General features: G+C 45.8%; 19 protein-coding genes and 1 pseudogene. 13 read left to right on the forward strand and 7 right to left on the reverse strand.

What is annotated here, in order from left to right; all coding sequences use genetic code 11:
- Nucleotides 1-132: 132 nt before the first annotated feature.
- From IM450_RS13840 to IM450_RS13850, 3 genes are all read right to left on the reverse strand, one after another.
- Nucleotides 133-258, reverse strand: coding sequence for a hypothetical protein (locus tag IM450_RS13840; RefSeq protein ID WP_287665281.1), 126 nt, complete (start codon nt 256-258; stop codon nt 133-135).
- Between the two features lie 101 nt (nt 259-359).
- The gene (locus IM450_RS13845) at nt 360-1,133 is read right to left on the reverse strand and encodes a hypothetical protein (protein WP_287665278.1); all 774 of its coding nucleotides are present in this window, start codon (nt 1,131-1,133) and stop codon (nt 360-362) included.
- A 149-nt stretch (nt 1,134-1,282) separates the two neighbouring features.
- Nucleotides 1,283-1,795, reverse strand: a complete 513-nt coding sequence (locus tag IM450_RS13850; protein ID WP_002802497.1) for a hypothetical protein — start codon at nt 1,793-1,795, stop codon at nt 1,283-1,285.
- A gap of 22 nt (nt 1,796-1,817) precedes the next feature.
- Between IM450_RS13850 and IM450_RS13855 the strand changes: the two are divergent.
- Together IM450_RS13855 and IM450_RS13860 are read left to right on the forward strand one after the other, a co-directional pair.
- Nucleotides 1,818-2,043, forward strand: a pseudogene (locus tag IM450_RS13855) (IS630 family transposase); the annotation flags it as partial.
- 54 nt (nt 2,044-2,097) lie between these two features.
- A complete protein-coding gene (locus IM450_RS13860) occupies nt 2,098-2,241 on the forward strand; it encodes a hypothetical protein (RefSeq protein WP_157404786.1) in 144 nt (47 codons plus the stop codon).
- Here IM450_RS13860 and IM450_RS13865 read toward each other — a convergent pair.
- The gene (locus IM450_RS13865; RefSeq protein WP_002731861.1) at nt 2,238-2,423 is read right to left on the reverse strand and encodes a hypothetical protein; all 186 of its coding nucleotides are present in this window, start codon (nt 2,421-2,423) and stop codon (nt 2,238-2,240) included. The genes IM450_RS13860 and IM450_RS13865 overlap by 4 nt on opposite strands.
- 682 nt (nt 2,424-3,105) lie before the next feature.
- On the opposite strand from IM450_RS13865, the gene IM450_RS13870 reads away from it, so the two are divergent.
- The 10 genes from IM450_RS13870 (at nt 3,106) to IM450_RS13915 (ending at nt 11,640) form a co-directional block, all read left to right on the forward strand.
- Nucleotides 3,106-3,636 (forward strand): DUF4242 domain-containing protein, encoded by a 531-nt coding sequence (locus IM450_RS13870; protein ID WP_002802500.1) that lies wholly within the window; start codon nt 3,106-3,108, stop codon nt 3,634-3,636.
- A 12-nt stretch (nt 3,637-3,648) separates the two neighbouring features.
- The gene (locus IM450_RS13875) at nt 3,649-4,764 is read left to right on the forward strand and encodes an acyl-CoA dehydrogenase family protein (RefSeq protein ID WP_287665266.1); all 1,116 of its coding nucleotides are present in this window, start codon (nt 3,649-3,651) and stop codon (nt 4,762-4,764) included.
- On the forward strand, nt 4,761-5,543 hold the full coding sequence (locus tag IM450_RS13880) for an ABC transporter ATP-binding protein (protein ID WP_287665263.1): 783 nt from the start codon (nt 4,761-4,763) through the stop codon (nt 5,541-5,543). The genes IM450_RS13875 and IM450_RS13880 overlap by 4 nt, the downstream gene beginning before the upstream one ends.
- Nucleotides 5,544-5,547: 4 nt before the next feature.
- Nucleotides 5,548-6,756 carry an ABC transporter substrate-binding protein gene (locus tag IM450_RS13885; RefSeq protein ID WP_287665260.1) on the forward strand — a complete coding sequence of 403 codons (1,209 nt, stop codon included), beginning with the start codon at nt 5,548-5,550 and terminating at the stop codon, nt 6,754-6,756.
- A 12-nt stretch (nt 6,757-6,768) separates the two neighbouring features.
- The gene (locus IM450_RS13890) at nt 6,769-7,539 is read left to right on the forward strand and encodes an ABC transporter permease (RefSeq protein ID WP_002802509.1); all 771 of its coding nucleotides are present in this window, start codon (nt 6,769-6,771) and stop codon (nt 7,537-7,539) included.
- A 721-nt stretch (nt 7,540-8,260) separates the two neighbouring features.
- Entirely contained in the window at nt 8,261-9,859 is a 1,599-nt protein-coding gene (gene gpmI, locus IM450_RS13895) for a 2,3-bisphosphoglycerate-independent phosphoglycerate mutase (protein ID WP_002802511.1), read from the forward strand.
- Nucleotides 9,860-9,888: 29 nt separating this feature from the next.
- Nucleotides 9,889-10,146: a hypothetical protein gene (locus IM450_RS13900; RefSeq protein WP_002736285.1), complete on the forward strand. Its 258-nt coding sequence runs from the start codon at nt 9,889-9,891 to the stop codon at nt 10,144-10,146.
- Nucleotides 10,130-10,417 carry a type II toxin-antitoxin system RelE/ParE family toxin gene (locus IM450_RS13905; protein ID WP_002737927.1) on the forward strand — a complete coding sequence of 96 codons (288 nt, stop codon included), beginning with the start codon at nt 10,130-10,132 and terminating at the stop codon, nt 10,415-10,417. Before IM450_RS13900 ends, IM450_RS13905 begins: the two co-directional genes overlap by 17 nt.
- Nucleotides 10,418-10,689: 272 nt before the next feature.
- Complete coding sequence (gene secG / locus IM450_RS13910) at nt 10,690-10,923, forward strand: preprotein translocase subunit SecG (RefSeq protein ID WP_002736485.1); 234 nt, start codon at nt 10,690-10,692, stop codon at nt 10,921-10,923.
- Nucleotides 10,924-11,640, forward strand: a complete 717-nt coding sequence (locus IM450_RS13915; protein ID WP_123230587.1) for a peptidase — start codon at nt 10,924-10,926, stop codon at nt 11,638-11,640. It begins immediately after the preceding gene.
- Between the two features lie 43 nt (nt 11,641-11,683).
- Here the strand turns inward: IM450_RS13915 and IM450_RS13920 are convergent, their stop codons facing one another.
- Genes IM450_RS13920 through IM450_RS13930 form a run of 3 tightly spaced genes read right to left on the reverse strand, consistent with a single transcriptional unit; the run spans nt 11,684 to nt 12,565 of the window.
- Nucleotides 11,684-12,055 (reverse strand): type II toxin-antitoxin system PemK/MazF family toxin, encoded by a 372-nt coding sequence (locus IM450_RS13920; RefSeq protein ID WP_002774212.1) that lies wholly within the window; start codon nt 12,053-12,055, stop codon nt 11,684-11,686.
- Complete coding sequence (locus IM450_RS13925) at nt 12,055-12,255, reverse strand: hypothetical protein (RefSeq protein ID WP_002765629.1); 201 nt, start codon at nt 12,253-12,255, stop codon at nt 12,055-12,057. The genes IM450_RS13920 and IM450_RS13925 overlap by 1 nt, the downstream gene beginning before the upstream one ends.
- A gap of 43 nt (nt 12,256-12,298) precedes the next feature.
- On the reverse strand, nt 12,299-12,565 hold the full coding sequence (locus IM450_RS13930; protein WP_016514695.1) for a hypothetical protein: 267 nt from the start codon (nt 12,563-12,565) through the stop codon (nt 12,299-12,301).
- A 255-nt stretch (nt 12,566-12,820) separates the two neighbouring features.
- Here IM450_RS13930 and IM450_RS13935 point away from each other — a divergent pair.
- Nucleotides 12,821-13,828, forward strand: a 1,008-nt coding sequence (locus tag IM450_RS13935; protein ID WP_287715629.1) for a tetratricopeptide repeat protein, incomplete at its 3' end; no start/stop codon positions are given.

Consider the following 13,828-nt stretch of genomic DNA (forward strand, 5'->3'; position numbering starts at 1 on the left):
GCAAATGGAGAGAATTCTTGTCCATTAAGAAATGTTACAAATTACATGGGTACATTAAGAAAAGTTAAGGGGTTACATCCATTGATGGATAAGGGTTTTCGGCTATTATAGTATATATGTATGGGGGGAAGTTCAGATATATTCGGTTTCTTCTAATTGTTCTTCTTGCCATTGTGCTAAAGCTTCATCATCATTTTGTTGTATTTCCGTTAAGTCTTCTAGATTTTCCGAAGAATCTTGACTTTCTATAATGCTCATAGGCTGTTACTTCCTAGTAAATCAAATATCTCCGATATGCTTGTTATTGTTCTTCTTCTGATAAAAACTGTAAGGCAGAATTTTGATTAATTTATGCTTCTCTATTCTTTACAAATTACCTCTTTAAAAGACTTGATAAAACTATTTTTATGACTTTGATTAAGATCATTGATTCGACATCGGTATGCTACTTCTTGGGTATAACACCAAGCCATATATAAACTTTTTTCCTCCTCAATATTAGTTACCTTTAAAATAAGTCTGGCAAGATTTTTCATCGATTCAGTCTTATTTTTAGCTTTTTTAAAGCTTTTCCAAGCCTCGTTAAACTCGTCCTTACTTTCCTCAGCCAACCTCAGAATATCATCCCGATACTCACAGGGATCTGTACATAGAAAACAATTTATCATTTTACCCTTCACCACCCCAAAGCGACTCATATAAACCCGCACCTCTTCATCAGACTGCTGCCGACTGAAATTTTCGTCAAATCCTCGATAACAATTCTCTATCGAAGACTTACCCTCATAAGTCGGTGGTGCAGGATCTTTATACACTGGGACATCAATGAAAGTCGCTTTCTGTAGTCCAGTGTAAAATATTGCTGCCCTCCCTGTCTCGCATTTTCCTAAAAAATCCCGCTGCTCCTCACTCATAATCATGGCGTTGGCGATCGCCTCTCGATCATGAGTATCCCGCAACTGGTGAGCAATATAAGCCCTGACCTCTGCTAACATATTACAAAATGACTGAACTGCTTTGGCTTTGACATCCGATGTTCCTCCCTCTTCACTCCCCTTAGAAGCCACATTTTTTAAGACATTGTGTGCTTCTTCTACTAAGGTGATATGAGTTAATTCTTTACTTGGATTCAATTCTCGATATTCGGCTCTCCCAGGTTTGGTGGGTAAAATGTATTCTAAGATACATTCCTCAAGAGCGAGGGAGTGGAAGGAACCACTCCAGACACAGAGGACACAAAGATCGATCGATCATAGAGTAAGTTAAACTGATCACACAGAACCTAGAAGAGCCGATATTCTCGTAACATAGTTAAAAAGAACATCACCAATAAAGACTTATCTTGCTCATTGAGATCATTCATTTCTAAAATAACTGGATGACTAAATAACTCCTCAGCATTTGGCTGAGAAATAGGACGACTAAACATTAACCCCTTACTTCCCATTAGTAATGGTTTAATTCTTCCCTTAATCGCTGCTTCTAGATTACTTTTAACCTCTCCCTGATCCCCCCTTTCTTTTAACACCTTCTCTACCGCAACATAAAAATCATCCATCGTCGGAAATTGACGAGATTCTATCTCAGAATTTCTTCCCTTATCGGTTAATTGCCAACCCTTTTGCTGATAGATAACCTCTAATCCTTCCGCAATGACAGAAGGTAAAAGTCCCACATGGGGTAACGCTCCCTCAAAACAGGTTTGTAATTTAGCGATATGTGCTTCTACGAAAATGTCTTGACTATCGTACCCCGAATGAGGTATTCTATGAAGGTAGATCGGACAGTGATGCAATTTAGACTTGAATCGGCCGTTTCTCTATTTCCCGCCTTATTCGCTTAATCTTAATTTAATTGAAAGGCTGTGTAAATTCGTTAAAAATAAATGCTTATATGCAAAATATTATGAAAACTTTTATTAGTTTTCTTCTGCTATTCATGGATGTCTGAATGATGCCTATTTGAAACATAAAAATGAACTGGATTCCTTGCTAACTCCTAGGATTTCAGAAGTTTAATAAATCTCAGATTATGACCATCTAAAGTATAGACAACCAAAAAACTGGTGGTCTTATCTTTGCTGTCACGAGAAGGTAAATGCCTACTGATGGACAGGAGACAATTCTTGCTCTTGCAGAAGCGGAGGTCATCGAGATTAGCGACAGCCGCCGCAGTGACAATTCTGGCACCTGTATTGCCTGTCCTGTGGCTCAAGTGACTATGCTAAAATCGGTCAACTAGAAATGACGAGAAACGATTTTTTCAATAGTCGCCTGGGTATCCTGCAGCAGTTTCTCGCGACTATCTCTAGTATTAGTCAGACTAGGCACGAGATTACGAGCTTGTAAAGCCATGTGAAGTTGTAGTTGAGCCACATACTCGCGGATATCTTCGCGGGTTTCCGATTGGTTAGGATGAAACATAGAGAAACTGGAAGGGGCTGTCTAGCTGATGGGGGTCTTTTCGATAACTCCTATACAAGTTATCACGACAGCTTAGGTTCCAGTCAAGGGTCGGCTCCAACTCTACACATTTCTCAACACAACTTATCTCTCTTCTGTCATTCTAGGCAGAAGAGAGTCATACTAAATTCGGTTATTAAAAACTGATTATTTAGAGCTTGCTGAATAAATCTAAAAACCTTGTTGGATAAGGCTTTTAGACTTTTTTGACCTCAAAAAGTGCCGACCATTGGAGGGATCGGGGGTAAAATTCAGGTACTTTTTCCCTGAAAATTAGGTAATTGACTACCTCAAAATCGGTAAAACCCTACACCCCACAACACCCCACACCCCACACCCTGCCCCCACCAACAAACTTTTTGCCGCAAACCCTATTTATTCCCCCTATTGCCTCTTGCCTCTCCTCATAAGTAGCCTATACTCAACGGATTTAGTATCAGTCGCAGTTTACACCACTGTGAGTCTCAGCTGCCTGAGAAGGTGACGCATATCACCCAAGGCAAGGGTTATAGCCGCAACTTGAGCGAAACAGTCTTGAACCATCCACTCCCGCGTCACCTCGTTTTCAGTCCCTTGAAAATATTGCTTTTTTTTCTCAAAGACATTAAACTCAAATGTATTGTAAATGTATTTCAGATGAATTATGACTCTATATCTAGTAGAGGATGATCAACAAGAAAGGACAAAAGAAGAGGTGAGCGAGATATTGGAGCGCATTGCCACACTCGCATCAAAATCCCAGGGAGAGTTAATCGAAGCCCTAATTGGCGGAACAGAGGGGCGGTTATTCCTGATTATCAAAGCGATCGATCGCGCCTCCCTCGAACAAGTACTAGAAAACGCTGGGCTAGGTTGGCAACTAATCAAGGAAATGCGCTTGATTGGGCAGGACTTAGCCACTGTGCGAGAGCGCAAAGACAAAGCCAACTATCTAGTACAGTGGAATTTACCCCCGGGGCTAACGATGGAAACTTACCTGCAACGAAAAGCGGAGAAAACCCCCCTTTATGCTCAAGTACCCGAAGTCAGTTTCGAGCGGACCTATGTTTGCGAAGACTTGAGTAAATGTCTCTGTTTCTACGATAGTCCCGATGAAGCGGCGGTAAAAAGAGCCAGAGAAGTGGTCGGCGCACCTATAGATAGTTTGACCTCGATTGAAAATATTCACCCCTAGGAGAGAACAATTATGCTCGATCGAGGCTCCGAAATTCTTTCTTTTCTGGAAGAAAGAGCCACTGACCTCAACAACGGTACAGCTAATCTCAACGTCGGTTCGGCCCTAACCAAGCTAGGAGAATCGGGCTGGTTCGGCTATGCTATACCTGAAAGCTTAGGAGGCCGGGGTGGCTCCTTACTACAGGCAGTAGAGGCGATCTCCGCTGTGTCCCAATGCTGCCTGACCACCGGTTTTGTTTTCTGGTGTCAGCGCGTCTTCATTCAATATCTGGCCGCCAGTAATAACACTTACCTACAAAACAAAATTCTACCTGCTGTTCTCAAGGGAGAGATAGCCGGAGCCACAGGACTCTCCAACGCCATGAAGTACCTCGGCGGGATCGAGGAGCTGCGTTTACAGGCAAAGATCGAAGGAGAAAACGTCACTGTTAATGGCTTCCTGCCCTGGGCCTCTAACCTCGACTCTAAGGGAGAATTCATAGTAGCCGTTGCCGCTCAAACTAGATCTGGACAAACTCTTATCCTCGCCCTTCCCTCCTTCGCAGAGGGGTTAAAACGGGGTGAAGACCTACAATTATTGGGTTTACAGGCTTCCCGCACCAGTACCCTTGAATTCGATCGAGTTCAGTTATCTCACGACTGGATTATCAGCTTGGAAGCAGCAAAATTTTTACCCTCAGTCCGCCCCTGTTTCTTGCTGTTACAATGCGGACTGGCCCTTGGCATTACGCGTAAATCCCTTGGGGAGACAGAGAAAAGTTTAGGGGGAAAGGCAGCGGTAGCCAGCGATCGTTATTTCTTCGCCCGGGAGCGTCTGACTCGTCTAGAAAAGACAATCGAGCAATTCAGCACCCTAGAAAGCTTCGATCTCGGACGAACACGCCAACTATTCACCCTCAGAGTGGACATTACCCGGTTAGCGGTGGAATCCGTAGGGTTAGAAGCGGAAATTAAGGGAGGAAAAGGCTATTTCCGGAATAGCGACACGGCCCGACGGCTGCGCGAGGTCGCCTTTTTACCTGTGTTAACTCCGAGCCTGATTCAACTGGAAAGAGAATTACAACGTCAGTCCTCTACCGATAAAATTCTCCCTGGCGAACTCGAGCGAGCGGGGGTGAGGGAATGAGTATCGCCACGGATTACCCCGTCCTCAGCCTAAAAAATCTCCATAAACGCTATAAAACCCGCCATGGCTACCGTACCGTTTTTGAGGATATTAACCTACAGGTGCGCTCCGGTGAGGTGGTTTGTTTGCTTGGGGCCAGTGGTTGCGGTAAATCTACCCTCCTTGCTACCGCCGCTGGTTTGCAAAGTGCCGATGGCGGAGAAATACAATTGCACTCACGACCCCTACAAGCACCAGACATCCGCAGCTCGATCGTCTTTCAATCCCCCGCCCTTTTACCTTGGTTAACCGTTTGGCAAAACGTGGCTTTTGGTTTGAAATTAAAGCGGATGCCCCGCCTCGATCATCAGCAATTGCGCGAAAGGGTTCACACCGCCGTTAAAAGCGTCAAACTAGAGGGCTTCGAGCGTGCCTATCCTCATCAACTATCCGGCGGTATGGCTCAGAGAGTTTCTCTAGCCCGCGTCCTCGCCCGCCGCCCCTCTCTCCTGCTCCTGGATGAGCCGTTTAGCGCCCTCGACGCGATCACCCGTTTCGAGATGCAAAAACTCCTCCTAGAAGTCATAGCTCTCTATAACAGCACGGTTCTCCTCGTTACCCACGACATCGACGAGGCCCTATTAGTAGCCGATCGAGTTCTTCTCATGGGCCGTCATCCGGTGGGCATCCGCCGAGAATGGACGATCACGATGCCGAAACCCCGTTTCGAGTCAGCCAAGCTTTTGAGTGATCTACGCCGGTCAATTTTTCAAGAATTAGCCCTTGTGATGACACTGTAAATCTATGAACCTACACGATAATTGTGCTTGTTGCGGCATGAGCCGTCGAGATTTCCTGAAACTTTCGGCACTGTTTACCAGTTCCTTCGGAGCAGCGATCGCCGCCGATAATTGGAATCTCCCCGTTAACGCCAATGCCAACGATCAGCCTGTGAAAATCGGTTATCTACCGATTACGGATGCCGCCCCCCTATTGGTGGCCCACTCCCGAAAACTTTATCAAGCGGAAGGTTTAACTGCCGAACAACCGCGCCTATTCCGTTCTTGGGCGCAGATTGTTGAAGCCTTTCTCGCTCGGCAGGTGAACGTTATTCATGTTCTTTTTCCCACCTCGATCTGGATTCGTTACGGGCGCAATTTCCCCGCTAAAATCGTCGCTTGGAACCATACCAACGGTTCAGCCCTCACCGTCCTTCCCGATATTGAAAATCCCAGGGAATTGGGAGGTAAAACGATCGCGGTTCCTTTCTGGTATTCGATTCATAATTTGGTCTTGCAACAACTCTTACAACGTAACGGGCTGAAAATAGTTCGCAAAGCCAAGGACGCGCCGATCGCTTCTAACGAGGTTAATCTAGTGGTTCTCCCGCCCCCGGATATGGTATCAGCCCTCGCCAATAAGAGCATCGGCGGTTATATCGTTGCTGAACCTTTCAACGCAGCGGCGGAAAATCTCAAAACCGGTAGGGTTCTCCGTTTCACCGGCGATGTCTGGAAGAATCACGCCTGTTGCGTCGTCTTTGTTCACGAGGAGGATATTAGGCAACGGAAACAATGGACGCAGAAGGTGGTAAACGCCCTCGTTAAAGCCCAACTCTGGTCCCGGGGCAATCGCTCGGAAGTGGCCCGGATTCTCTCTAAAGATGGTGGAAAATATACCCCTCACCCGCTGCCAGTATTGCAACGGTCGCTTACTTACTACGATCGCAATTTCTATAAAAAAGACGGGGCGATCGAGAATCCAGACTGGCAAGTCAACCGGATCGATTTCCAGCCCTATCCTTTCCCTTCCTATACCGAGGAACTGGTACGCTTGCTCAAAACCACTCAGGTAGAAGGAAATACGGATTTTCTCCAAAAACTGCAACCCCGACAGGTGGCCCGGGATCTCGTGGATGACTCTTTTGTCCGTAATGCCTTGCAACAGGTGGGCGGACCGAAAGCTTTCGGCTTACCGAATAATCTCTCCCGCATCGAGACGATCAAATTTTAAGGGTCCTAACCTATGAAGTCACAATCTTTGACCTCCCCGCCAAGAGCTTTACTACCCTTATGGGGTATCGGTTTTGGATTATTGCTCTGGTGGCTATTTACCAGTCCTCTATGGCACTCAAACCCGATTTTAAATGATTTTTCCCCTGAGCGATCTTTTGTCGCTTTATTACGTCTTTTTGTTGGGGGGGAGATTATGCCCCATATCCTCACCAGTTGCCGCCGGGTTATTGTGGGCTTGGTTCTCGCTAGTGCCATCGGTGTGCCGTTGGGGGTATTAATCGGGTTGTATCGCTCCCTTGAATCGGCTTTGTCGGCCCTATTTCAATTTCTACGCATGATCTCGCCCCTTTCTTGGATGCCTTTAGCGGTGATGGTTTTGGGCATTGGTGATCTACCCGTGTATTTTTTGCTGACGGTGGCGGCTATCTGGCCGATCCTTCTCAATACGGCTGCTGGGGTTAATGCGGTTGATCGCTCTTGGTTGACTTTAGCCCGCAGTCTCTGTGCTACCCGAGGGGAAACGGTTTTCCAGATTATTCTGCCTGCGATCCTCTCCCATCTCCTAACTGGTTTCCGTTTGGCTATAGGTATTATCTGGATCGTTCTTGTCCCGGCGGAAATGCTGGGGGTTAGTGCGGGTTTGGGTTATTATATTCTCGATACACGCGATCGACTCGCCTATTCAGAGTTGATGGCAGTGATTCTCGTTATTGGCGCGATTGGTTATCTGCTCGATTGGGGTTTGCGTCTGGCTCATCGCTCTTGGACGCATCAAGATTAGCCTATTGGTTCGACTATTTTAATCCCACATTCCGCACCCTAAGTGTCACAAGGTCTCAAAAGAGGGAGGGGCGTGAGTCAAAATACTTATCTAGAGGAGTGATTTGGCGGCAAGCTGCCACCAACTAAGCCGAAATTTTCAGGGTTCCTCCGCTCATTCTCAATAAATAGGGTCTGCTGAAAAAGTTTGTTGGTGGGGGCAGGTTGTGGGGTGTGGGGTTTTACCGATTTTGAGGTAGTCAGTTACCTAATTTTCAGGGAAAAAATCCCTAAATTTTACCCCCGATCACTCCAATGGTAGGCACTTTTTCAGGGAAAAAAAGTCTAAAAGTCTTATCCAGCAAGGTTTTTAGATTTATTCAGCAGACCCTAAGTAGTCGTGCAAAATTAATTTCTTGGTTAGGATAGGCAAAAGGCAAAAGGCAAAGGCTTTATCGAAATGTGTAATTAATTTTGCTTAGGTACTTAACTCTCAAGTTATGAATTGTTTCTCCCCACACCCCACTTCCCTATCACCCCACTTCCTCAATGGAATTACACGGCAAAGCCACAGTTGTTCTAGATTTGCAACTTATTAAATCCTCATTCCTAACTGAAATTCTCACTACCCCATCATTTGCTGACATTAGGGGGTTGATCGCCTCGACACCGGTGATCAATGGAAGTTTCGATGATATTATCTTAGTGCATGGAAATCCACTCTTGATTTAGGACTGTATATCATGACCCACGCACCTATATCCCCAGTCGTGCTGGTTATCCTTGATGGTTGGGGTTATCGCCCGCAAAGGTCGGATAATGCGATCGCAATGGCGAAAACCCCGATTATGGATAGTCTCTGGGAAGTGTATCCCCACACCTTAATCCGCACCTCCGCTAAGGATGTGGGACTACCAGAAGGACAGATGGGCAACTCGGAAGTTGGCCACCTGAATATCGGAGCGGGGCGAGTTGTACCACAAGAATTAGTACGAATTTCCGATGCGATCGAAGATGGTTCGATTCAACAAAATCGGGCTTTATTAAAACTCTGCGCCGAGATTCGCCCCAAAAAAAGCAAATTACACCTAATTGGTTTATGTTCTGAGGGAGGAGTCCATTCCCATCTCGATCACTTACTGGGATTATTAGACTTAGCGAAAGTGCAAGGGATTAGCGATGTCTGCATTCATGTCATCACCGATGGTCGCGATACTAATGTTACCGACGGGATGCTCGCTATTAAACGGATTCAAGAACATATTAATAAAATCAGTCTCGGTCGCATGGTGACTCTCAGTGGCCGTTATTATGCCATGGATCGGGATCGCCGTTGGGATCGGGTGGAAAAAGCCTATAACGTGATGACCAGTGATCAAGGTATCGACGGGCGATCGATCACGGAAGTATTACAGGCATTTTATGATCAAAATATTACCGATGAATTTATTCCCCCCACCAGAATTGCCCCGGGGGCGATCGAAGCGGGCGATGGGGTGATATTCTATAATTTCCGTCCCGATCGAGCTAGACAGTTATGTTATGCCCTGACTATGCCCGATTTTGAAGATTTCGATCGAGATTTAATTTCTCCGCTTAGTTTTGTCACTTTCACCCAATACGATCCGAAATTACCGGTAGATGTGGCCTTTGCCCCCCAGAATTTAAATAATATTTTAGGACAGGTGATCGCTCAACAGGGATTAAAACAGTTTCGTTGTGCGGAAACCGAAAAATATCCCCACGTCACCTACTTTTTTAATGGGGGGTTAGAAAAACCCTTTGAGGGAGAAGTGCGCGAATTAATTCCTAGTCCAAAAGTCGCCACCTATGACCAAGCTCCGGCCATGTCGGCAGCCGCGGTGACAGAAGCGGTCTGTGGGGCGATCGAACAGGGGATCTATAGTCTCGTGGTAGTCAATTACGCTAACCCCGATATGGTGGGTCATACGGGCATTTTAGACGCGGCCATGAAAGCAGTGGAAACGGTGGATCTATGCTTGGCTAAGTTGTTAAGTAGCGTCAATAAATTGGGGGGAACAGTGTTAATCACTGCCGACCACGGTAACGCGGAAACGATGGTGGATGAGTCGGGTAATCCTTGGACGGCCCATACGACTAATCCCGTTCCTTTAATTTTAATTGAAGGGGAACAAAGAAAAATCCCCGGCCACGGTGGCGATGTGCAGCTGCGGGATGATGGTCGTTTAGCCGATATTGCCCCCACTATCCTGGAAATTCTCTCTATTCCTGTCCCAGTGGAAATGACCGGGCGATCGCTGATTAAACCGGCCGAAGTGGAAATTAAAGCCAGTCGCACTCCCGTCCGCATCTCGCTTTAACGAGTAAAAAGTCAATAAAGGGGAATTTTATGCTGAAAACCATCGAAGGTGTTTATCGAGATGGACAAATACACCTAACCGAGTTACCCAATGATATTAGCGATCGCTCACAAGTGCTGGTGACTTTTCTCGATCAAATCGATCCTAGTAAGCTCAGACAACTGATGGAGTATTTAGAGAGCATTGAGGGGATTCAGCAAGGTTTTGAGGAGATAAACTCCGGTAAAACCCGTCCTCTTGCCGATTTTGCCCAAGAAATGGCCGAAAAATATGGTATTTCAGGTTGAAATTACCCCAACTGCCACGGCACAGATCGAAAAAGCCTATCGCTGGTATCGAGGTTATAATGCCGAGTTTGCTGACCGTTGGTTTCGAGGATTAATGAATGCTATTGCTACTCTGCAAGAGAAACCAACTCGTTGTGCTTTAGCGCTCGAACAGACGATTTTTCTACCCAAAGAAGTCCGACAACTTTTTTATGGGAAAGGTAAAAATGTCTATCGAGTGCTTTTTACAATTAGAGATAGTACGGTTTATGTGTTAAGTAGCTGGTTATAATTAAATTAAAAATGGATTTTAGGTTCGATCCCCCCTGCCCCCCTTGATAAGGGGGGTGCCGATCCCCCCTTAGTCCCCCCCTTAATCCCCCCTTGATAAGGGGGGTGTCTGACAACTTTTAACGCCTACCTACTTATATGTTCGCCATAGCGCCCAAGCACCACTAACACTTGAGGATATAGACGATGAAGAGGACTCCAGTTGATAACTAATTCAAAGCTGACGGCTTGATAACTGCTATACTTTGTAATGGAAAATAGAGAGTAATAATCATGACAGTGGTGCTGGTAGTACAGATTATTTGGGCGCTGGCGGCGGCCTTTCTGGCGATTTTGGTGTTATTACACAGTCCCAAAGGGGATGGTATTGGCGGTATTGGCGGTCAATCACAGATTTTTACCAGCGCAAAAACGGCGGAAAAAACCTTAAATCAGGTGACTTGGGCGTTGGGGACGGTATTTATCACCCTAACTATTGTACTGAGCGCCGGCTGGTTAAATCGCTAAATGCTAAGAGGTCGGTTCTCTTTTCTAGGACTCGCAGCCTTGGCGAGTCTTTTGCTGTTTTCCTATTCTTTGATCGCCGACAGTCGATCGCTACCAGAGTTAAAAACCCATCCTTTACCCGCTAATTTAGCCCAATGGCAAGAGCAAAACCAGTCCGGGGATTATTTTGATGCTGTGGAAATCAGCCCCGTGGGGGCGTTGATTTGGTCGCAATTTCCCGTGAAGATTTATGTTCACAGCGATCGCAGTTCTTGGCTGAGTTTGGTACAACAGGCGATCGCTGAATGGGGGCAGTATTTGCCGATGGAGTTGGTAAATCGGGCAGAATTGGCCGATATCCTCATTAAACGGGAGTTACCGCCGTCGGGAGTCCGTTTTAATGCCGAAACGGGTAAGTTAGAACTGCCCCGGGTGCGTTCTGCCATAACACAATACGAGATTTTTGTCAAGGAAAATCGCTTAACTCATCGGATGAGTATCCAGATTAGTCCCAATTTAGCCGATCGGTCGGCCTTAGCGGCAGCGCGGCACGAATTAGGTCACGCTTTGGGAATTTGGGGTCATAGTCCCCTAGAGACGGATGTGATGTATTTCGCTCAAACTAGAGATATTGCCCCGATTTCTAGCCGGGATATTAACACTTTAAAAAAGGTTTATCAGCAGCCAACTAAGTTAGGTTGGCAGATGGATCAGCTAGGGTATCTAATACCTGAATAAGTAAATTTCGGTGGCAGGGTTGTCGGGTTCGATGAATTTGTTGTTAAGGAAGCAACATAGTTTGAAGGCTATTGAAAATTCTTCTGTATCGATCGCTTGAAAGAGATCCCAAATAGCGTACTATCCTATTTGAGTCGATCGCTCGTACCTGATCTAAAAGAATAATAGAATTTTGGGGTAAGCCAGCTTCACCAGTCGCCAATTGAGGATATAAAGTGGGTGAAGCAGCTGCCCAAATTTGGTTGCGATCGCTAGTCATGGGAGCAACTATAATCAGAGGAAAACGAGGAATGCCCAACTTTTGAGGAACTCCAATAACTAAAGCGGGACGAATTCCTTCCTGTTCTCTGCCTTGGGGATTTTGCGTCGGGAATCTGGCGATAACCACATCTCCAACAACTATCGGATCGGACATTAATCTTTGCCACCCTCGACAACTAAGCCAATACTAGAAACATATTGTACGGGTTTGCCTAACATTAAGGGATCTATTTCTCCCCAATCGTAAGGTTCATAATCTTCTAAACGAGATAGTTCGCTATCTAACCAATCATCTCTAGGGGCTGTTTTTTCCGAGGGATTGGGCTGTTTCAGGGAGTCTAAGGGTTTAGTCATGGGGAAAAAATGTCCTATACACAAACATTTTACCCACTATTGACTAACTTTTTAGTTCATCTACACCTCTATTTCCTCTAGCCATGTCTGAATCACGCTGATTAAGTTGGATTGTTGGGGTTTGAAATATTTGTTTGAGTAATTGTTTCGCTTCTTCTCTTTCTTCGTCTGATAAATAATCTTTTCCTTTGACACTGGAAAGATAGCTTTTGCTATTGCCGACAGCTTGAATATAACGCTGTTTTCCCTGATTAAAAATCTCTGTAAATCTCTGATGTTGCTGCCTTTGAATTTCGTTAGGTTGATTCATTATAAGTATAAGTAAGTAGGTGTTAAAAGTTGTCAAACACCCCCCTTATCAAGGGGGGCAGGGGGGATCAGCACCCCCCTTATCAAGGTAGCAGGGGGGATCAGCACCCCCCTTATCAAGGGGGGCAGGGGGGATCAGAGGTAAAATCTATCTTCAATGTAATTATAACTACTTACTTAACCGACTAAGATGCAGCAATGTTCCTGACTCCATTGCTATCTGTTAACCTATAGATGGAATATTTTCAATCAGCTTATGAAAGTGGTGCGGCTGGCTTGGGTGTTAACTTTGGCATTGATGATCATGCCGCCGACAACAGTGGCACAAACACTAGAGCAGTTATGGCAACAGGGTGAAACTGCTCAAGCGCAAAAAAAATACCCGGAAGCCGAAAGAATCTGGCGACAAATTATTCAGCTTGATCCTAACAGTGCTGTGGCTTTTAGCAATCTCTGCGCTGCGCTATTCCGTCAAAATAAGTTAGACGAAGCACTGATTTTCTGTCAAAAGTCGCTCGCTCTCGATCCAAAACTCCCACAAACCTACAAAAATATAGGTAATGTCCTATATTTCCAGAAAAAACTGACGGAAGCGGAGGAAATGTTCCGTAGGGCGATCGCTCTTGATGATCAGTATGTCCCTGCCTACAACAATCTGGGTAACGTGCTGTATGACCAGAAAAAACTGACGGAAGCCGAGGAAATGTACCGCAAGGCGATCGCTATTGACTCCAACTATGTCTATGCCTACAACAATCTGGGTAACGTGCTATACGACCAGAACAAACTGACGGAAGCCGAGGAAATGTACCGTAGGGCGATCGCTATTGACTCCAACTATGTCTATGCCTACAACAATCTGGGTAACGTGCTATACGACCAGAACAAACTGACAGAAGCGGCGGAAATGTACCGCAAGGCTCTAAGTTTACCGGATGACCCATCTGGGACTCCGACTACTGCTCACACCCTCGCCCATAATAATTTAGGTCTGCTACTACAGAAACAAGGCAAGCTAGAAGAAGCGGCGGAAATGTACCGCAAGGCGATCGCTATTGACTCCAACTATGTCTATGCCTACAACAATCTGGGTAACGTGCTATACGACCAGAACAAACTGACAGAAGCGGCGGAAATGTACCGCAAGGCGATCGCTATTGACTCCAACTATGTCTATGCCTACTACGGTCTGGGCCTCGTGCTAAAGGACCAGAACAAACTGACAGAAGCGGAGGAGATGTACCGCAAGGCGATCGCTATTGAC

The organism is Microcystis sp. M083S1 (assembly GCF_020246405.1).
Lineage (GTDB): Bacteria > Cyanobacteriota > Cyanobacteriia > Cyanobacteriales > Microcystaceae > Microcystis > Microcystis aeruginosa_C.